This is a genomic window from Bradyrhizobium sp. (assembly GCF_019244115.1).
Taxonomy (GTDB): Bacteria; Pseudomonadota; Alphaproteobacteria; order Rhizobiales; family Xanthobacteraceae; genus Bradyrhizobium.
On sequence record NZ_JAFATE010000683.1, the window covers coordinates 1 to 18,222 of the forward strand.

At 64.0% G+C, this 18,222-nt stretch carries 19 protein-coding genes; 7 read left to right on the forward strand and 12 right to left on the reverse strand.

What is annotated here, in order from left to right; genetic code table 11:
• Positions 1-83: 83 nt before the first annotated feature.
• The 4 genes from JOZ76_RS29600 to JOZ76_RS29615 form a co-directional block, all read right to left on the reverse strand.
• Positions 84-320: a hypothetical protein gene (locus JOZ76_RS29600; RefSeq protein ID WP_291704768.1), complete on the reverse strand. Its 237-nt coding sequence runs from the start codon at positions 318-320 to the stop codon at positions 84-86.
• 325 nt (positions 321-645) lie between these two features.
• Positions 646-726: a pyrroloquinoline quinone precursor peptide PqqA gene (pqqA, locus tag JOZ76_RS29605; protein ID WP_009031067.1), complete on the reverse strand. Its 81-nt coding sequence runs from the start codon at positions 724-726 to the stop codon at positions 646-648.
• A 173-nt stretch (positions 727-899) separates the two neighbouring features.
• Positions 900-1,304, reverse strand: a complete 405-nt coding sequence (locus tag JOZ76_RS29610; RefSeq protein WP_291704770.1) for a calcium-binding protein — start codon at positions 1,302-1,304, stop codon at positions 900-902.
• Positions 1,305-1,475: 171 nt separating this feature from the next.
• On the reverse strand, positions 1,476-2,438 hold the full coding sequence (locus JOZ76_RS29615; protein ID WP_291704772.1) for a helix-turn-helix domain-containing protein: 963 nt from the start codon (positions 2,436-2,438) through the stop codon (positions 1,476-1,478).
• Positions 2,439-2,650: 212 nt separating this feature from the next.
• Between JOZ76_RS29615 and JOZ76_RS29620 the strand changes: the two genes are divergently transcribed.
• The 7 genes from JOZ76_RS29620 (at position 2,651) to JOZ76_RS29650 (ending at position 10,224) form a co-directional block, all read left to right on the forward strand.
• Positions 2,651-2,818: a hypothetical protein gene (locus JOZ76_RS29620; RefSeq protein WP_291704773.1), complete on the forward strand. Its 168-nt coding sequence runs from the start codon at positions 2,651-2,653 to the stop codon at positions 2,816-2,818.
• Positions 2,819-2,843: 25 nt separating this feature from the next.
• Positions 2,844-4,646, forward strand: a complete 1,803-nt coding sequence (gene xoxF5, locus JOZ76_RS29625; protein ID WP_291704800.1) for a lanthanide-dependent methanol dehydrogenase XoxF5 — start codon at positions 2,844-2,846, stop codon at positions 4,644-4,646.
• 87 nt (positions 4,647-4,733) lie between these two features.
• Entirely contained in the window at positions 4,734-5,255 is a 522-nt protein-coding gene (locus tag JOZ76_RS29630) for a c-type cytochrome, methanol metabolism-related (protein WP_291704775.1), read from the forward strand.
• Positions 5,256-5,317: 62 nt separating this feature from the next.
• The gene (locus tag JOZ76_RS29635; RefSeq protein WP_291704777.1) at positions 5,318-6,427 is read left to right on the forward strand and encodes an S-(hydroxymethyl)glutathione dehydrogenase/class III alcohol dehydrogenase; all 1,110 of its coding nucleotides are present in this window, start codon (positions 5,318-5,320) and stop codon (positions 6,425-6,427) included.
• 33 nt (positions 6,428-6,460) lie between these two features.
• Positions 6,461-7,024, forward strand: coding sequence for an S-(hydroxymethyl)glutathione synthase (gfa, locus tag JOZ76_RS29640; protein ID WP_291704779.1), 564 nt, complete (start codon positions 6,461-6,463; stop codon positions 7,022-7,024).
• 427 nt (positions 7,025-7,451) lie between these two features.
• Entirely contained in the window at positions 7,452-7,904 is a 453-nt protein-coding gene (locus JOZ76_RS29645) for a (2Fe-2S)-binding protein (protein WP_291704781.1), read from the forward strand.
• A 1-nt stretch (position 7,905) separates the two neighbouring features.
• Positions 7,906-10,224 carry a xanthine dehydrogenase family protein molybdopterin-binding subunit gene (locus JOZ76_RS29650; protein ID WP_291704783.1) on the forward strand — a complete coding sequence of 773 codons (2,319 nt, stop codon included), beginning with the start codon at positions 7,906-7,908 and terminating at the stop codon, positions 10,222-10,224.
• A gap of 128 nt (positions 10,225-10,352) precedes the next feature.
• Here JOZ76_RS29650 and JOZ76_RS29655 read toward each other — a convergent pair whose 3' ends face one another.
• From JOZ76_RS29655 to JOZ76_RS29690, 8 genes are all read right to left on the reverse strand, one after another.
• Positions 10,353-10,979: an FMN-dependent NADH-azoreductase gene (locus tag JOZ76_RS29655; RefSeq protein WP_291704785.1), complete on the reverse strand. Its 627-nt coding sequence runs from the start codon at positions 10,977-10,979 to the stop codon at positions 10,353-10,355.
• A gap of 10 nt (positions 10,980-10,989) precedes the next feature.
• Positions 10,990-12,564: an isochorismatase family protein gene (locus JOZ76_RS29660; RefSeq protein ID WP_291704787.1), complete on the reverse strand. Its 1,575-nt coding sequence runs from the start codon at positions 12,562-12,564 to the stop codon at positions 10,990-10,992.
• A gap of 13 nt (positions 12,565-12,577) precedes the next feature.
• A complete protein-coding gene (locus tag JOZ76_RS29665; protein WP_291704789.1) occupies positions 12,578-13,426 on the reverse strand; it encodes an MBL fold metallo-hydrolase in 849 nt (282 codons plus the stop codon).
• Between the two features lie 60 nt (positions 13,427-13,486).
• The gene (locus JOZ76_RS29670) at positions 13,487-14,374 is read right to left on the reverse strand and encodes an amidohydrolase family protein (RefSeq protein WP_291704790.1); all 888 of its coding nucleotides are present in this window, start codon (positions 14,372-14,374) and stop codon (positions 13,487-13,489) included.
• On the reverse strand, positions 14,371-15,489 hold the full coding sequence (locus JOZ76_RS29675; protein WP_291704792.1) for a vWA domain-containing protein: 1,119 nt from the start codon (positions 15,487-15,489) through the stop codon (positions 14,371-14,373). Before JOZ76_RS29675 ends, JOZ76_RS29670 begins: the two co-directional genes overlap by 4 nt.
• On the reverse strand, positions 15,486-16,367 hold the full coding sequence (locus JOZ76_RS29680; protein ID WP_291704794.1) for an AAA family ATPase: 882 nt from the start codon (positions 16,365-16,367) through the stop codon (positions 15,486-15,488). Before JOZ76_RS29680 ends, JOZ76_RS29675 begins: the two co-directional genes overlap by 4 nt.
• Before the next feature lie 10 nt (positions 16,368-16,377).
• Positions 16,378-17,400 carry a xanthine dehydrogenase family protein molybdopterin-binding subunit gene (locus JOZ76_RS29685; protein ID WP_291704796.1) on the reverse strand — a complete coding sequence of 341 codons (1,023 nt, stop codon included), beginning with the start codon at positions 17,398-17,400 and terminating at the stop codon, positions 16,378-16,380.
• Between the two features lie 2 nt (positions 17,401-17,402).
• Positions 17,403-18,222: molybdopterin cofactor-binding domain-containing protein (locus tag JOZ76_RS29690; RefSeq protein ID WP_291704798.1), on the reverse strand; the 820-nt coding region annotated here is incomplete at its 5' end.

An 18,222-nucleotide genomic window follows, 5' to 3' on the forward strand; every position in this document is an offset into this window, starting at 1 on the left:
CCCTCTCCCCGTGAGAACGGGGAGCGCACCTTCGATACGGCGACAGTTCAACCCGAGCCCATGACGCACTGGCGTCCCTGACCTCAGCCCGCTGGCGTCGTCTCGCCCACATCCGCCTTGTCGTTCGAATGCGGATATTCGCAGCGCCATTTGACTGCGGTCCATTTCGGGTGCTCCCCGACCCATTGCGCGATATAGGGTGGCGCGGCCATCGCGCATTGCCGCAGCGAGCCGCCGCCGGAAAAGACCAGATGGGTCTCCTCGCACATCGTGGGCGAGAGCACGGCACACACGGTCACGATCAGGTCTATCGGATTCATGCAATCCTCTCGGGACTCAGCCTTCGGCCGTCCAAAAGTAGCATGTCAGCTACGGATGCGGCAGCAGGCCGTTTCAAGACACCGTGAAGGACCGCAAGCCCAGGCAGGAACCATCCGTCGGGTCCGTCAAGGATAGAACGCTTTGGGCTGAAAGACGTTGCTAACCATGAAGGTGTCGGGATCCGAGCCGCGTTCGCGTCGCGCAGATGTCCTTCAGGGTTCTAAGCCGAGCCATGCGCGGTGCCGGAGGTCGGCAAACTCAGAGAGAGAGAGGACGCCTGCCACGGCCCGAAACTTGTCGCAACGGGCCGGGCAGATCGTCGTCTTACTTGCGCGCTGCGCAGGCGTACATGTTGATTTCCATGCCCACCGGCACTTCCACAATCTTCGGAGTTTTCCAGGCCATTCGGGTCTCCCAAGTCAGTTGGACCAAGTCACTTGGACCAAGTCATTGGCGCGAGGACCGCGCTTCCCAAAGGTAGGACTGTCGCGGATTTTGCGCAAGGGCCGGCGCCCTGGCGTCGCTTTGCTGACAACGCGCCTAAGAGTCTAAAAGTAAGAACCCTGCTCCGCGCCCGCCTATTTCAACAGCCGAAGCAGCGCTTTGCCGCCCGGCGACCGCAGTTCCTTGGCATCGAGCGTGCCGTCCTTGTCGCTGTTCAGCGCGTTGAAACGCTGCTCCACGACGGCCAGATATTCGTCGGAGGTGAGCGTGCCGTCGTGATCGCCGTCGGCGGCGGAAAGCTCCTTCGCGCTCAGGCGGCCGGCCAGTTCGCGCTTGTCGAGCGTGCCGTCATGGTCGCGATCGAGCCTTGCGAACGCGTCGGACGCGGCTTTCTTGACTTCGGCGAGGTCGAGCGTGCCGTCATTGTCAGTATCGAACATCTTGACCGGACTGGCACTCCGGGACGCAGCCAGCGCCGGCACGTTGACCGCCACGACCGTGGCGGTCAGGCCGAGAACAACACAGCGACGCGATATCATGGGAGATCTCCGATTAGAGGTCCGCAAGATCAGCAACGGATCGTCAGCGGCAATGTTCCGATGAGGCACGCGGGAAAGCGGCGATTCGGCTCGTCTGGACTGAGGAAAAGCGGCGTATCGCCGCTCGCCAGCGCCTGCAGGAATGCCTGGCGGACAAGGAAGCGGCCGCGGTCAGACGTCCGACGACAGGATACCCTGAGCCTTGTGAACCGATGACGGGACAACGCCGAAATATTTCCGGAACAGGCGGCTGAAATGCGAGGAACTCGAAAAGCCCCAGGAGAACGCAACGTCCGTGATGGTCTTGCCGGCGTGCGCCTCCAGCTCCTGGCGGCAGTGCTGCAGCCTTGCCCGCCAGATATAATCGCTGACCGTCATGCCGCGCTCGCTGAACAGCATGTGCAGGTAGCGCTTGGTACAGCCGAGCGCCGCCGAGATCTGGTCGATGCAGAGATCGGGATCGCGCAGATGCTCGCGGATGAAGACCTGGGCCCGCGTATACATGGCCTCCGGGCCGACGCGATCAAACATGGTGTCGGCTTCCCGCAGCGGCAGCAGCAACAGGTCGATCAGCGACTCGGCGACGACGTTGGCGGTGATCGGCGACAGTCGCGCGGCCTCGTCGAAGGCGGCATGCGCCACTTCGTGGGCGATCCGGCCGGTGCCGGTGCGCGCGGAGAGCTTGCACGCCAGCATCTTGTCCGCGCGAAAACCGCGCTCCTGCAGCAGCTTCTTCGGAACGATCACGACCTCATGCCGCGTCAGGGCCGGACTGATGAAGCTGTGCGGACAGGACACGTCATAGGCGAGACAATCGCCGGGCATCAGATCGATTCTGCGGCCGTCCTGCTCGAAATGGGAGATCCCAAAGGTCTGGAACAGGATCTTGATGTAGGGATGTTCGGTCGATGGCGAGCGCGCCACCGTGTGCGCAATGCGGTGCTGGCTCGCCTCGATCTGGCAGAGTTTGAGCCGCGATACGGTCGTGTAGTTGATTCGGCCCTCGAACGTCGCCCCTTCGAGGGGATCGATGTCGAACTGTCCGCACAGATCGGTCAGGGCATCTGACCAACGTGCGATCTGCCTCTTCGTCGTCAATCCGGCGGTGGAGAGTGAGTGGATCGTGTCGGACATTTGGGGCAACCGATTCGAGATCAAAACGTTGCTGCTCGCCGTATGGGACACTTCCGACCACGAGACGCGAATTGTCCTCAAGTCGAGGCACTCGCTTTCGTGTTCCTCCCGGCATCCCCTTGCATGATCCTCCGACTAAGTTGCAGCGCCGTCAAGGGAAACATCACTCTGCACGCCAGGCTGCGCGTGGGGATTGTCGCCTCACAGCACGCTTGCTGCTCGAAATGAAGCCACCTTTTGCAGACGAGGCGGAACAAAAAATTCATCGCGTTTCGCTATTGAGCAAACGTGTTTCGCTCTCGGGCAAGTTTCCCGCTATTGAAGCGGCTACTGGTGTCGCCGAAGAAGAAGAAATGGGCCGCGTTCTGGCGGCACCCTAAGCTCGACAACTGGGAGGACAACACGATGCGCAAAGTGTTATTGGCGACCTTTCTTGGTTCAGTAGCGGCACTCGCCGCCGGAGGCGCTTCAGCCAACGAAGAGCTGAACAAAATGTCGCAGAATGCCAAGGATTGGGTAATGCCCTCGGGCGATTACGCCAATACTCGCTACTCCAAGCTGAATCAGATCAATGCGTCGAACGTCGGCAAGCTGCAGGTCGCATGGACCTTCTCGACCGGCGTGCTGCGCGGTCACGAAGGCGGCCCGCTGATCATCGGCAACATGATGTACGTCCATACCCCGTTCCCGAACAAGGTCTACGCTCTTGACCTTTCTCAGGACAACAAGATCGTCTGGAAATACGAACCCAAGCAGGATCCGAACGTCATTCCCGTGATGTGCTGCGACACCGTCAACCGCGGCCTTTCCTATGGTGATGGCAAGATCTTCCTGCATCAGGCCGACGACAAGCTGGTGGCACTCGATGCCAAGACCGGCAACCTCGCCTGGAGCGCAACCAATGGCGATCCGGCCAAGGGCCAGACCGGCACCTCGGCGCCGTTCGTGATCAAGGACAAGGTTTTGGTCGGCACGTCGGGCGGCGAGTTCGGCGTGCAATGCAGCATGACCGCCTACGACATCAAGAGCGGTAAGCAAGTGTGGAAGGCCTATTCGGAAGGACCGGATGATCAGATCCTGGTCGACCCCGAGAAGACCACCGCGCTCGGCAAGCCGGTCGGCAAGGACTCCTCGACCAAGACCTGGGAAGGCGACCAGTGGAAGATCGGTGGTGGCTGCACCTGGGGCTGGGTGGCCTACGACCCGTCGCTCGATCTCGTCTATTACGGCTCGGGCAATCCCTCGACCTGGAATCCAAAACAGCGTCCAGGCGACAACAAATGGTCGATGACCATTTTCGCACGCAATCCGGACACGGGCATGGCGAAGTGGGTCTACCAGATGACGCCCCATGACGAGTGGGATTACGACGGCGTCAACGAAATGATCCTGACCGATCAGCAGATCAGCGGCCAGGCCCGCAAGCTGCTCACCCATTTCGACCGCAACGGCCTCGGCTATACGCTCGACCGCGCATCGGGCGAATTGCTGGTCGCGGAAAAGTATGACCCCAAGGTCAACTGGACCTCCGGCGTCGACATGGACAAGAACTCGCAGACCTATGGCCGGCCGAAGGTTCTCGACACAGCCTCGACCGACAAGGCGGGCGAGGACCACAACGTCAAGGGCATCTGCCCGGCGGCGCTCGGCACCAAGGACGAACAGCCGGCGGCCTATTCGCCGGACACGCAGCTGTTCTACGTTCCGACCAACCATGTCTGCATGGACTACGAGCCGTTCAAGGTGAGCTACACCGCGGGCCAGCCCTATGTCGGCGCGACGCTCTCGATGTATCCGCCCCAGGGCGACAGCAACATGGGCAACTTCATCGCCTGGGATGGCAAGACCGGAAAGATCGTCTGGTCCGACAAGGAGCAGTTCTCGGTCTGGTCGGGTGCGCTCGCAACCGCAGGCGGCGTGGTGTTCTACGGCACGCTCGAAGGCTACCTGAAGGCGGTCGATGCCAAGACCGGCAAGGAGCTCTACAAGTTCAAGACTCCCTCCGGCATCATCGGCAACGTCACGACCTATGAGCACAATGGCAAGCAGTACGTTGCAGTGCTCTCGGGCGTCGGCGGCTGGGCCGGCATCGGTCTTGCGGCCGGCTTGACCGATCCGACCGCGGGCCTCGGCGCAGTCGGCGGCTATGCCGCGCTGAGCAACTATACGGCGCTCGGCGGCACGCTCACCGTGTTCGCCCTGCCATAAGGCGCTCTCAAACCCCGTATCGCTTCCGGCGCGTGGATTTTTCCACGCGCCGGGTCGTCCCTGACCTTGAGAGCCAAGGACAAGCTCTTGCGCATCATCTGCTTAGTGTTCGCGGCGGCGGCGTTCTTTGCCGTACCTGGAATTGCTTTGGCCGACGGTTCTGGTGATCCGACCGCGGTGAAGCAGTCCGACACCGGTGAGTATTACGACAAGGAAGGAACCCCGACATTCAAGGTCGCGGCCGACGGCGCCGTCGACTGGTACACCTATTCCGGATACCGCCGCTATCATTCGGAATGCCATGTCTGCCACGGCCCCGACGGCATGGGATCGACCTACGCCCCTGCGCTGAAGGACTCGCTGAAAACCTTGAGCTATCCCGACTTCCTTGCGGTGGTCGCCGGCGGTCGCAAGAACGTCAGCACGTCGTCCGAGAACGTCATGCCGTCCTTCGGCGACAATCCGAATGTAGCCTGCTACATGGACGACCTTTACATCTATCTGCGCGCCCGTGCCAACGATGCGGTGGGTCGCGTGCGCCCGGCAAAGCATGAAGACAAGACCGAAGCTTATAACAAGGCGGAAGCGTCCTGCATGGGCTCGCACTGAGGGTGCGCAGCGTGAACTGGCAACGCCTGCCACGGCGTTGACGAGCAAGAAAGGAGCAGAAAATGAAGACGCGCGCCGCAGTCGCTTTCGAGGCGAAGAAGCCGCTTGAGATTGTCGAGCTCGATCTGGAAGGCCCGAAGGCCGGCGAGGTTCTGGTCGAGATCAAGGCGACCGGGATCTGCCATACCGACGCCTACACGCTCGACGGTTTCGACAGCGAGGGAATCTTCCCTTCGATTCTCGGTCATGAAGGTGCGGGCATCGTCCGCGAAGTCGGCGCCGGCGTGACGTCGGTCAAGCCAGGCGATCACGTGATTCCGCTCTACACGCCCGAATGTCGGCAGTGCAAGAGCTGCCTCAGCCGCAAGACCAATCTCTGCACGGCGATCCGCGCGACCCAGGGCAAGGGATTGATGCCCGACGGAACGTCGCGCTTCAGCCACAAGGGCAAGCCGGTCTTCCACTACATGGGCTGCTCGACATTCTCCAACTTCACCGTGCTGCCGGAAATCGCGGTCGCTAAGATTCGCGAGGACGCGCCCTTCAACACCAGTTGCTACATCGGCTGCGGCGTGACGACCGGCGTCGGCGCCGTGATCAATACCGCGAAGGTGGAACCGGGCGCGAACGTCGTCGTGTTCGGGCTTGGCGGCATCGGGCTCAATGTCATTCAAGGCGCCAAGATGGTCGGCGCCGACAAGATCGTCGGCGTCGACATTAACGACAGCAAGGAAGAGTGGGGTCGCAAGTTCGGCATGACGCATTTCGTCAATCCGCAGAAGATCGGCGGCGACATCGTTCCGCATCTGGTCCAGCTGCTGGACGGCGGCGCCGACTACACGTTCGATTGCACCGGCAACACCAATGTGATGCGTCAGGCGCTCGAGGCATGTCACCGCGGCTGGGGCGTCTCCGTGATCATCGGCGTCGCGGAGGCCGGCAAGGAGATTTCCACCCGGCCGTTCCAGATCGTGACCGGACGCGTGTGGAAAGGCACCGCCTTTGGCGGCGCGCGTGGCCGTACCGACGTGCCGAAGATCGTTGACTGGTACATGAACGGACGAATCCAGATCGATCCAATGATCACCCATGTCCTCAAGCTCGAGGAGATCAACAAGGGGTTCGACCTCATGCATGAAGGCAAGTCGATCCGTTCGGTCGTCGTGTTCTAATCTCGAAACAGCTAGCACAAGGAGGATTGACCCATGACTGTTCACATCCACCCGTCGGTAGACAACGGCGTGAAGAAGGGCTCGGGCAGCTTTGCCGGAGGCACTCTGGTCTGCAAGTGCCACGACCGGCCGGTTAAGGTCGGCATCAAGGGCGATGTGGCGCACAACCATGCCTGCGGCTGCACCAGGTGCTGGAAACCCGAAGGCGCGATCTTCTCGGTCGTCGCGGTGGTGCCGCGGCAGAACGTGACCGTGCTCGAGAACGGCGACAAGCTGCAGATCGTCGATCCGTCGGCGGTGATCCAGCGCTACGCCTGCAAGGCCTGCGGCACGCATATGTATGGCCGTATCGAGAACAAGAATCACCCGTTCTACGGCCTCGACTTCATCCATCCCGAACTGTTCCAGGAACAGGGCTCCGCGGCGCCGGGATTTGCGGCCTTCGTGTCGTCGGTGATCGAATCCGGGGTCAAGCCGGAGCAGATGGACGGCATCCGCGCCCGCCTCAAGGAGCTGGGGCTCGAGCCCTATGACTGCCTGTCGCCGGCCCTGATGGACGCGATCGCGACCCATGTGGCGAAAGCCAAAGCGGCCTAGACCGCAAGAAGCTGAAGCGCGAGCCGGCCAGAACCATCGCGCTTCAGCCAGCGTTCCTCCCCTACTGACTTGCCAAACTGACTTTTGGACTGAGTTGGCGCCCCGTCTCCGCATTGCGGCGGCGGGGCTTTCTTTTTTGCAGTGCCCAATCCCGCATGAACACAGGTTTATGAAGTCGATTCCAAGCTGCCTCTGATAGCATGAAGGCGCCTGGGAGGCAGGCAAACATCCACTCCACTCAATTCAAGGCGGACAGTTCCCGAGAAAGGTTAGCAACCGGACCGACACGGCGTACTGGCTGCCGGTTTCGCCGTTCGAACGAACGGAGGTCCAAGCGTAATCCGCAAAGCCCGCCCCATTGGAAATGTGTTCTGGCGCGGCCTGCGAGGGTGACATCGTGAGCTTAAAAAAGAGCGAGGAAACGGTCATGATCAAAGTCAGGATTAACGGCCAGGAACAGAGTTGGGATGGCGATCCCAGTCTTCCGCTGCTCTGGTTCCTTCGCGACGAAGTGGGATTGACGGGCACGAAGTTCGGCTGCGGCATCGCCGCATGCGGCGCCTGCACCGTCATGGTTGACAAGGCGGCCACGCGCGCCTGCATCACGGCCGTCTCCGACGTGGACGGGCGGGATGTGACGACCATCGAAGGCCTGCATCCGACCGGCGACCACCCGGTGCAGAAAGCCTGGCGGCAGGTCAATGTGCCGCAATGCGGCTTTTGCCAGGCCGGCCAGATCATGCAGGCCGCAGCGCTGCTGATTGACAATCCGAAGCCGAGCCACGACCAGATCCGGGAGGCGATGTCGGGCAATATCTGCCGCTGCGGCTGCTACCAGCGCATCGAGAACGCCATCCACCTCGCATCGACGGGAGTGTGACATGAACATCATGACCGATTCGAAAAGCCTGCGCGGCTTTCAAAAGCATATCGGGATCGAGAACGTGTCTCGCCGCAGCGTCGTCAAGGCGCTTGGGCTTGCCGGCGGCTTCGTGCTCGCCGCTCCCGTTCTGTCGCGACCGGCGTTGGCGGCCTATGAAACCGGCGCGGACAAGATGCCGCACGGCGTCGTGATCGATCCGCGCGTGTTCGTCGCGATTGCACCGGACGGAACGGTGACCATTCTGGCTCACCGCGCCGAGATGGGCACGGGCGTCCGCACCAGCCTGCCGCTGATCGTCGCCGAGGAGATGGAGGCCGACTGGTCGCGTGTGCGCGTCGAGCAGGCGCATGGCGACGAGGTGAAATACGGCAACCAGGATACCGACGGCTCGCGCAGCACGCGGCACTATCTCATGCCGATGCGCCAGATCGGAGCCTCCGCGCGCGCCATGCTGGAGGCGGCCGCGGCCAAACGTCTTGGCGTGCCGGTGAGCGAGGTCAAGGCGGTCAATCACGAGATCGTCCACGGCGCGAGCGGCCGCAAGCTCGGCTTTGGCGAGCTGGCGGCCGACGCCGCCAAAGAGGCGGTGCCGTCTCCCGCGAGCCTGAAGCTCAAGGACGCGAAGGATTTCCGCTACCTCGGCAAGGGCGCGATCTCGATGGTCGATCTTCGCGACATCACGGTCGGCGCGGCACGCTACGGCGCCGATGTCCGCCTGCCCGGCATGAAATACGCCGTGATCGCGCGACCTCCGGTCACGGGCGGCAAGCTGGTGTCGTTCGATGCGAGCGAGGCCACCAAAGTCTCCGGCGTCGAGAAGGTCATGGAAGTGCAGGGCTGGCCCTGGCCCTCGAAATTCCAGCCGCTCGGCGGCGTTGCCGTGATCGCGCGCAACACCGGTGCGGCGATCAAGGGGCGCGCGGCGCTGAAGATCACCTGGGACGATGGCGCCAACGCCAAATACGAATCGGTTGCCTATCGGGCAGAACTCGAGGACGCCGCGCGAAAACCGGGACTGGTCGTGCGCAAGGAAGGCGACGTCGACAGCGCGTTGAAGTCGGCCGACAAGGTGATAACGGGCGAATATTATCTGCCGCATTTCGCCCATGTCAGCATGGAGCCGCCGGTCGCGGTCGCCGACGTCAAAGGTGACAAGGCGGAGATCTGGGCGCCGGTGCAGTCTCCGGGGGGCACGCGCGAGGATGTGGCAAAGACGCTTGGCATCCCCGAGGACAATGTGACGGTCAACGTCACCCTGCTCGGCGGCGGGTTCGGCCGCAAGTCCAAATGCGACTACGCGCTGGAGGCCGCGCTGTTGTCGAAGGCGCTCGGCGCGCCGGTCAAGGTGCAGTGGACGCGGGAGGACGACGTCCGTCACGATTTCCTCCACACCGTGTCCGTCGAGCGGATCGAGGCCGGCCTCGACAAGAACGGCAAGGTGATCGCCTGGCGCCATCGCAGCGTCGCGCCGAGCATCGCTTCGACCTTCGCACCCAACACGGTGCATGAAGCCTCCTTCGAGCTCGGCATGGGCTTGGTCGACATGCCGTTCGAAATCGCCAACATCCAATGCGAGAATCCGGAAGCAACAGCCCATACAAGGATCGGCTGGTTCCGTTCGGTGTCGAACATCCCGCATGCCTTTGCAGTTCAGTCGATGGTCGGCGAGATCGCGCACGCCACCGGCCGCGACCAGAAGGACATGCTGCTGGAGCTGATCGGCTCACCGCGGATCATCGATCTTTCATCGGTGAAGGACCTCTGGAACTACGGCGAGCCCTATGCCAGCTATCCGATCGACACCGCGCGGCTGCGCCGTGTCGTCGAGCTGGTGGCGGAGAAGGGCGAATGGGGCCGCAGCGTGCCGAAGGGCCACGGCCTCGGCATCGCCGTGCATCGCAGCTTCGTCAGCTATATCGCGACGATCGTCGAGGTCGCGGTGGACGACAAGGGCAAACTCACGGTACCGCGCGTCGATACTGCGATCGATTGCGGCACCTATGTCAATCCGGAGCGCATCCAGTCGCAGCTCGAAGGTTGTGCGATCATGGGCCTGAGCCTCGCCAAATATGGCGAGATCACCTTCAAGGACGGCAAGGTGCAGCAGGGCAATTTTGACGACTTCCCGCTGCTGCGGATCGACGAGGCGCCGCTCGTGACCAACGTGCACATCGTGCCGCCCGGCCCCGACACGCCGCCGAGCGGCGTCGGCGAACCCGGCCTGCCGCCGTTTGCGCCGGCGCTCATCAACGCGATCTTCGCGGCGACGGGAAAGCGCATCCGGAACCTGCCGATCGGCAAGCAGCTGGAGACGTGAGGGGAGAAGCGCAAATTGCCTACGTCGTCATGGCCGGGCTTGTCCCGGCCATCCCCGTCTTCGCCGACCACCGAGAAGCAAGACGTGGATGCCCGCGACAAGCGCGGGCATGACGAACGAGTGTTGGGTCAAAACCGTGCCGCCAGCTCCGCGAGCCGCCGATGTGCGGTTTCGCGCGCGACGCGGACAGGTTCGGCCGGGCCATTGGTCGGGCCGATCGGTACGAACTGCACGTCGCGAACGCCGATGACGTGCAGGGCCTGGCGCAGATACGGCGTCGCGAGGTCGGCCTGCCCGCGGTTCAGGCCGGTGATGTAGTCGCCGCCGCTGGCGAGGATCACCACGGTCGGCCGGTCCTTGACCAGTGGCAGGTAACCGCGCGCCGGATCGAAGCGGAAGGTGAGCCCGGGCTGGCTGATCAGGTCGATCCAATGCTTCAGCTTGTAGGGAATGCCGAAATTCCACATCGGCGTCGAGATCACGACCCGCTCGGCCAGTGAGAAGCGCACCGCCATCCGCTCGGCGATGGCAAAGGCATCGCGCTGCGACTCGGTGAACGATTTTCCGCCGATGCGGGCATATTTGGCTTCGAGAATATAGCCTTCAAATTCCGGCAGATGATCCCGCCAAAGGTTCATCTCGTCGATGTCCCACTCCGGCCGCGCCTTCCGGAATTGATCGAGGAAGACGCGTGCCGCTGCCAGCGACTCCGAGTTGGCGCGCGGCGAGCAGAGGAGATGAAACAGTTTTGGCATCCTCTTCGTTTCACCCGAACGCTTTGGCGACCGCGTCGGCATTGGTTACGACGGCCACGTTCTGCATGGCGAAATTGATCGAGGCATTGTGCCAATCCGCATTCATGGTCGAGCAGCAATCCTCCGGCACGACCATGAAGTAGCCCTTATCCGCGCCGGTCCGCGCGGTGTGCTCGATCGACATGTTGGTCCAGGCCCCGGTGTTGATGATGATGTCGCGCCCCGTGGCTTTGAGGATCGTCTCCAGCCGCGTGCCCTCCCACGCGCTCATGCGCATCTTCTCAACAATGAAATCGCCGCCTTTCGGCTCGAGCCCCGCGACGGGCGCCGCGCCCCAGCTGCCGCGCACCATCGCCTTGCTGTCGACCAGTCCCTCGAACAGCGGTGCATTCAGCGTGACACCGGGCGCACCGGGCTCGACGACGAACCAGACATGGATGACGACGACACCGCGTGACCGCGCGATCTCGGCGAGGCGCCGGACATTGTCGACGACGCGCTGCTGCTTGGCATGGTCGGGCGCGCCGGAAGAGGCAAACGCGCCGCCGTTCATGATCACATCGTTCTGCAGGTCCTGAATGATCATCGCGCAGCGCCGCGGATCGAGATGCATGTCGGTGTTCGAAAGTCGTGGCGCCGGCGCGCCGGAGGATGCCGGTTTCGCCGCGCCGCGCGATGCATTCATGTAGGGCTCGTGGCGCGGACCGACCCGGGTCGGGATCGCATAGACCGAATGGGTCGCAGTCAGATAGAGCGTGCGAAAGTCGCCGCCGCCCCAGGCGAGATTGGCGACCAGCTCCGGCACCCTCACCTTGCCGAGCAGGTCACCACCGGGCGAATAGACCCAGACGCCGCCGGGCGCCGTGACCCAGACATTGCCGCGCTGGTCGCATTTCATGCCGTCCGGCAGGCCCGGCTCCAGCTCGGAGCGGATGGCGCTGGCAAAGACGCGCGCATTCGACAGCGTGCCATCGGCCTCGACGTCGAAGACGCGGATCAGCGCCTGCACGGTGTCGTTGACATAGAGCCGCTTCTCGTCGGGCGAGAAGCAGAGGCCGTTCGGCTGATCGAACAGATGGCGATCGACCACGAGTCTTGGCGGCCCGCCGCCCGGCGGCACGCGAAAAACGACCTGGAAGCCGAGCTGGCGCGGCCGTTCGACGCCATAAACCGGCATGCGGCCATACCAGGGATCGGAGAAATAGATCGCGCCGCTCGTGTGCACGCAGACGTCGTTGGGACTGTTCAGCTCCTGGTTCTCGAAATGCGAGGCGATGATCTCGCGCTGGCCACCGGGCCGCTCGCGGACCAGTGACGACGTCGCGTGTTCGCAGACGATCAGGTTCAGCTCGGCGTCATAGGTCATCCCGTTGCATTTGTTCGACGGCCGCCGCACCTCGACGACGCCGCGCCGCGGATCCCAGCGCCTGCGCACGTCCGCCGGCATGTCGGAGAACAGGAGAAACTGCTCGAGCGGATGCCAGATCGGCCCCTCCGTGAAATCGAATCCCGTTCCGACCTGGCCGACGGGCGCATAGGGGTCAATCAGCGTCTCGAATTCCGGGCGTAACGTTACGTGCGTCATCGGGCTTACCCTTTCACGCGGGAAACCAGTTTCGCTGCGGCAGGCTCTGGACAATCGGACCGGGCACCTGGTCGTGCAGCCGGCCCGCGATCATGCCGCGTTCGACCTTGGCCGGCCGGTCGTGCACCGGCAGCAGGAAGCGCGACTGAGAGAGCAGCTTTTTGATCGCGGCCTTCTCGGCGCGCTTGGTGGTGCCGTGATTGCCTGTGGTGCGCGGTTCGGCGTCGTGGATCTCGCGGAAGGGATCGACGATCTGGTCGTTGATGTCATAGATCACGTCGCCGCAAATGGTCGCGATGCCCTCGGCGGTATGGACGTGAATGTTCATCGATCCCTCGGTGTGGGCGTTGGCGGCTTCGCAATAGACGCCGTCCATCAGCTCGATCGGGCCGGTGATCTCGAGATCGAGAAAACGCAGCGCGCTCTTGGTGTGCAGGCGATCAATCAGATGCTTGATGTCCGGCGCGGGATATTGCGGATGCATCAGGCCCGAGACCGAATATTCAAGTTCGCGCCGGTTGACCACCACCGTCGTGTTCATCGGAAACAGATCGTCCTTGCCCGCGTGGTCGATATGCAGATGGGTGTGGCAGACGAAACGCACGTCGCCCATCCGAACGCCGTGGCGCGCAAGCTGGTTCTCGATCATGTTCTCATGATACTGCAGCCCGCGCATGCCCAGCGTTTCCATAATCTGGTTGGAGCGATAGCCGGTATCGACCAGGACAGGATAAGGCCCGCCGAGGATCAGGAAGCCGAGCGTCAGCACGCGGCGGGTGCGGCCACAGTCGCGCCCGAGCACCAGAAAACTCGATTCCAGCTCGATATCGCCATAGTCCAGGATTTTTATCTCCAGCGCCATGTCACCTCCCCACCATCCGTCGGCGTTTTCCTTGTGTCACATCGCGCTCGCCGGCACGTCTTAGGTCAGCCGGTAGACGCGCATCGCATTGGTCCGCAGCACCGCATCGCTTTCGTTCTCGCCAAAATCCGAGAGCGCGGCTCGATACGCCGCGACGAGATCGCAGTATCCGGTCCACAGCTTCTCGATCGGAAAATTCGATCCGAACAGGCAGCGCGTTGCGCCAAAGATCGCGATCGTCTCTTCGACGATGCCGGCAATGTGCGCCGGATCGTTGCGGTGAATGAACGTGCCGAGCCCCGAGAGCTTGCAGACCACGTTCGGACACGCGGCCAGGCGCTGCATGCCCGCGCGCCAGGCCACGCGCCCCGCGGGCGACAGATCCTCGGGCATACCCGCATGCTGCAGGATGAAGGTGACGGCAGGGCAGCTTTCCGCAAGCGCCGCCGCGCCTTCCATCTGGCCCGAAAAGACCTGGAGGTCGAAGCTGAAGCCGTAATCGGCAAGCCGCGCAATGTTGGCGCGGAGGCGCGCGTCCGCGCAGAGATCGGGCCGCGCCGCGAAACGATAGAGCGGGTTGTCGTGCCAGTGCAGCTGCATGCGCACGCCGCGCAGCAGCTCATAGCGCGCCAGCCGGTCGAGCTGAGGGCGCACGTCCTCGACACCCATGTCGGCGTAGGCGACGATCGCATGCGGAAAGCCGTGTTCGTCGGCCGTCCGCTGCACCCAGGCCGCCTCGTTCTCGAACCGCTCCTTGGCCCAGTTGGTCTGCACATAGACCGACTGGCCAACGCCGCATCCCCTGAGATCATCGAGATATTCCTCAATCGGATAGTCGCGGCGGATCGCCTCGTAGGGCCCGAAAATGCGCGGCTGCATCGGGCCGGTCAGCCAGGGCAGATCGGCCTGCCGCCAGACGTGATGATGCGCATCGACGACCCCGTTCATGCCGCGCGCCTCTGTCCAAGCGAGAGGATATGCTCCACGATCGCCGCATCCGATCCGCCGGCGACCATGTCGTCGACGAAAGGCTCGATCGCGATCAACGCCTCCGTCTGCGGCTTGAAGCCGCGCCCGCTTGCCAGCGGCGTCAGCCAGCTCAGCCGCCAGGAGCGCAGCGAGAGTTTTTCGACGGCCTCACGAAGCGCCTGGTGATCGCCGCGCTCCAGCCCATCGGAAATGACGAGCACGGCGGCCCCGCGCGCATAGGCCGAAAAGCGCGGCACGGCCAGAAACGCCTTCAGCGCATCCCCGATTCGCGTGCCGCCATCCCAGTCGCTGACCACATGAGCAGCCGCGGCCAGCGCCTGCTCGCGGCGCTTCAAGCGCAGCGATCGCGTCACGCGGGTGAGTCGCGTGCCGAGGGTGAAGACCTCGACATTGGCCGCGGTCTGCACCAGCGCGTGTGCGAGGCGCATGTTCCCCTCGGTGCGCGCCTTCATCGAGCCGGAGACGTCGATCAGCACCAAAAGCTTTCGCGGCCTTTGCCGGCGTTTCAGGCGTCGCAGCCGCAGCACCTCGCCGTCATGACGCACGCTCTCGCGCAAGGTGCGACGCAGATCGGCAAAGGCGCCGCGGCGGGCCCGCATGCGGCGGTGGCCGCGCCTCCGCGGCAGCTTTGCGACGGCCTCGCGCGCCAAGCGGCGCAGCGCATCGCTGGTGGCCCGGCCGGCGAAGCGGCGCGCGACGAGGGCTTCGGCGCGCGTTGCTGCAAGACCGGACTCACTTTCTTCCTCGGCAAAGAGCGGTTCGTCCGCACCCCGTCCTTCTTCCTGCAGGCGGACGACGTCCTCCTCTTCGTCTCCACCCGTCTGGTCGAGCGCCTCGCCACCGCGGAAATGCAGGTCGAACAGCAAATCATAGGTCGCGCGGCGCTCCGGCGGCGGCGCAAGCGTCGCGAGTCCCGCGCGGTGGATGTCATCGATGCGGCGCGGCCCGAGCAGCTCGATCGCGGCAAGAAAGGCAACCGTCTGCTCCGGTGCCGCGGCAAAGCCGTTGAGGCGCAGCAGCGTGACGAAGGACACGAAGATCTCCGCCGCCTGCGGCAGACGCGGTTCGCTCATGTCACCGCCTCCGCAATGAGCCCATCGAGCCGCGGGGCGATGAAGCTGAGATCCTCCTCGTCCTTCAGCGCGAGCCCGATCGAGCGCTTGAACGCATCGGGCCAGCGCGCGCCGCCCTTGTTGAGCAGCGTCGCGGCCTCGGCCCAGTCGACCGCTTCCGCAATCCCCGGCGCCTTGCTCAGCGGCTCGCGCCGTAGCCGGCCGACGGCGGCGACCACCGCGCGCGCGGTGGACTCCGCGACGGTGGAGGCCCGCATCATCACGATGCGCGCTTCGCGCTCGGCGCTCGGGTAGTCGATCCAGTGATAGACGCAGCGGCGGCGCAGCGCCTCGTGCAGGTCGCGCGTCCGGTTGGAGGTGAGCACGACGACGGGCCGTTCCACGGCCCGGACCGTGCCGCGCTCGGGGATCGAGATCGAAAAATCGGAGAGAAATTCGAGCAGAAAGGCCTCGAATTCCTGATCGGCGCGATCGATTTCGTCGATCAGCAGCACCGTCGAATCCGGCGCGCGCAGCGCCGCCAGCATCGGCCGCTCGATCAGAAAGGCTTCGCCGTAGATGTCGATGCTGTCCTCGCCGGCCTGGCGGATCGCGAGCATCTGGCGCGGATAGTTCCACTCATAGAGCGCGGCGGCCGCATCGATGCCCTCATAACATTGCAGACGGATCAGGCGGCGGCCAAGCACGGCCGCGATCGACTTCGCAGCCTCGGTCTTGCCTACGCCCGGCGCACCTTCGAGCAGCAGCGGCTTGCCGAGCGCGAGCGCGAGATAGGCCGCGGTCGCAAGTCCCTCATCGGCGAGATAAAAGGCCGAGCGCAGCGCCTTCTCCAGCGCCTGCGGACTGTCGATGCCAACGATGGACCCACGCACGACCATGAAAGCGCCTCTACCTCCGCGGCTGCGGCCGCGCGCCGCCCTGCGCCTTGATCGCGCGCAGTACTTTTTCCGGCGTGATCGGCAGCTCGTCGATGCGCACGCCGACTGCGTTGAAGATCGCATTGGCAATCGCGGGCAGCACCGGATTGGCGCACATCTCGCCCGGCCCCTTGGCGCCGAACGGGCCGTCGGCGGCCGGCCGTTCCAGCACCGCGATGTCGTGCGGGCAGATGTCGCCGGGCCCCGGCATCAGATATTCGACGAAGTCGCGCGGGCCGTTGCGGGGATCGGGATAATAAGGCTCCGGCGTTTCATAGAGCGCATGACTAATGCCCATCCAGGCGCCGCCGACGAGCTGCTGCTCGACCAGTCTTGGATTGAGGGCGCGCCCGAGCTCATAGGCCGAGTCCATCCGGACCATCGCCACGTCGCCGGTCTCGTCATCGACCTCGACCTCGGCGACGAGACAGGCATGCGCATAGCAGGTGGCCGGCGACATCTCCCCGGTCTCCGGATCGACCTGCGACAGCGGCACCAGAAAAATGCCGCGTCCGGAAATGGTCTTGCCCTGCTTGAACTGCGCCGCGATGGCGACATCCCTGGTAGAGATCGAGCGATGCGGCGCGCCTTTGACATGGATGTTGCCGCGCCCGTCGGTCTGCAAATCGGCGGCATTGACCTCGAGCTCCTCGGCGGCGGCCTCCATCATCACGGCACGCGCCTCCTTGGCCGCGGCCATCACCGCATTGCCGACGCGGTGGGTGCCGCGCGAGGCAAAGGAGCCCATGCAATGCGGCCCGGTGTCGGAATCCGCGGTGTCGACATAGACGTCCTCGACCGGCACGCCGAGGGTTTCGGCGCAGATCTGCCGCGTCACCGATTTCATGCCCTGGCCGAGATCGATCGACGACAGCGCCACGGTGAACTTGCCGCTCGGATTCGAATGCACCAGCGCCTGGCTCGGATCGCCACCGAGATTCATGCCGATGGGATAGTTGATCGACGCCATGCCGCGTCCACGATGTTTTGACATGGTCAGCGCCTCCTGGTGCCGAACACGGAAGAAAAGCGCGTCGCGCCGTGCGCAGGGGCCGGTGCAGGCGGCGGCGGGGGTGGCGGAGCTGGCTGCGGCTGGCTGGACGCGGGCGTCGGAATGCCGCGGTCATAGCTCGTGCGCTGCTGCGCGACTGCGGCACGCTGCGGGACCGGCTCGCGCGGCGTCGGCGTGATCGTTGCGCGGGCACCACCGCCTTCCTTGCGCGAGGAGGCACGCCGAAACTCCTCGCGGATCGGCCATTTCGCCTTTTCGGCCGCGACCTGGACGCATTCGATCAGCGCGGTGTTCTTGGCCTCGCGCCGGTGCGCCTTCATGTCGCCGTCGCGATAGGCGTTCAGGATGCGGAACTCCATCGGGTCCATGCCGATGAGGTGCGCGAGCTTGTCCATCTGGCATTCGATCGCAAAGTCCATGGCCGTGATGCCGAAGCCGCGCATCGCGGTCGCCGGCGTGCGGTTGGTGAAGACGCAATAGATGTCGCCATAGACGTTGGGGATCGTATAGGGTCCCGGCAGATGCGCCGCGCATTTGACGGCAGCGTAGCTCGACAGCCGCGTATAGGCGCCGCTGTCAAAGTAGGCGCGGATTTTTCGCGCGACGATTCGGCCGTCGCGCATCACGCCATCCCTGATATAGATGCGCTCGGCGCCGCGCGGCGGACCGAACAGCATCTCCTCCTCGCGGCCGAAGACGTAGCGCACCGGCCGCCCGGTGAGCATCGCGCCGAGAATCGCGAGCGGCTCGGTCAGAGTATCGACCTTACCGCCGAATCCGCCGCCGACCGTGCCGCCGATGAAA

What these genes read in the sequence shown, in the direction of transcription:
- JOZ76_RS29600 (WP_291704768.1), bottom strand. Translation starts at nt 320, where the DNA reads ATGAATCCGATAGACCTGATCGTGACCGTGTGTGCCGTGCTCTCGCCC.
- pqqA (WP_009031067.1), bottom strand. Translation starts at nt 726, where the DNA reads ATGGCCTGGAAAACTCCGAAGATTGTGGAAGTGCCGGTGGGCATGGAA.
- JOZ76_RS29610 (WP_291704770.1), bottom strand. Translation starts at nt 1,304, where the DNA reads ATGATATCGCGTCGCTGTGTTGTTCTCGGCCTGACCGCCACGGTCGTG.
- JOZ76_RS29615 (WP_291704772.1), bottom strand. Translation starts at nt 2,438, where the DNA reads ATGTCCGACACGATCCACTCACTCTCCACCGCCGGATTGACGACGAAG.
- xoxF5 (WP_291704800.1), top strand. Translation starts at nt 2,844, where the DNA reads ATGCGCAAAGTGTTATTGGCGACCTTTCTTGGTTCAGTAGCGGCACTC.
- JOZ76_RS29635 (WP_291704777.1), top strand. Translation starts at nt 5,318, where the DNA reads ATGAAGACGCGCGCCGCAGTCGCTTTCGAGGCGAAGAAGCCGCTTGAG.
- gfa (WP_291704779.1), top strand. Translation starts at nt 6,461, where the DNA reads ATGACTGTTCACATCCACCCGTCGGTAGACAACGGCGTGAAGAAGGGC.
- JOZ76_RS29645 (WP_291704781.1), top strand. Translation starts at nt 7,452, where the DNA reads ATGATCAAAGTCAGGATTAACGGCCAGGAACAGAGTTGGGATGGCGAT.
- JOZ76_RS29650 (WP_291704783.1), top strand. Translation starts at nt 7,906, where the DNA reads ATGAACATCATGACCGATTCGAAAAGCCTGCGCGGCTTTCAAAAGCAT.
- JOZ76_RS29655 (WP_291704785.1), bottom strand. Translation starts at nt 10,979, where the DNA reads ATGCCAAAACTGTTTCATCTCCTCTGCTCGCCGCGCGCCAACTCGGAG.
- JOZ76_RS29660 (WP_291704787.1), bottom strand. Translation starts at nt 12,564, where the DNA reads ATGACGCACGTAACGTTACGCCCGGAATTCGAGACGCTGATTGACCCC.
- JOZ76_RS29665 (WP_291704789.1), bottom strand. Translation starts at nt 13,426, where the DNA reads ATGGCGCTGGAGATAAAAATCCTGGACTATGGCGATATCGAGCTGGAA.
- JOZ76_RS29670 (WP_291704790.1), bottom strand. Translation starts at nt 14,374, where the DNA reads ATGAACGGGGTCGTCGATGCGCATCATCACGTCTGGCGGCAGGCCGAT.
- JOZ76_RS29675 (WP_291704792.1), bottom strand. Translation starts at nt 15,489, where the DNA reads ATGAGCGAACCGCGTCTGCCGCAGGCGGCGGAGATCTTCGTGTCCTTC.
- JOZ76_RS29680 (WP_291704794.1), bottom strand. Translation starts at nt 16,367, where the DNA reads ATGGTCGTGCGTGGGTCCATCGTTGGCATCGACAGTCCGCAGGCGCTG.
- JOZ76_RS29685 (WP_291704796.1), bottom strand. Translation starts at nt 17,400, where the DNA reads ATGTCAAAACATCGTGGACGCGGCATGGCGTCGATCAACTATCCCATC.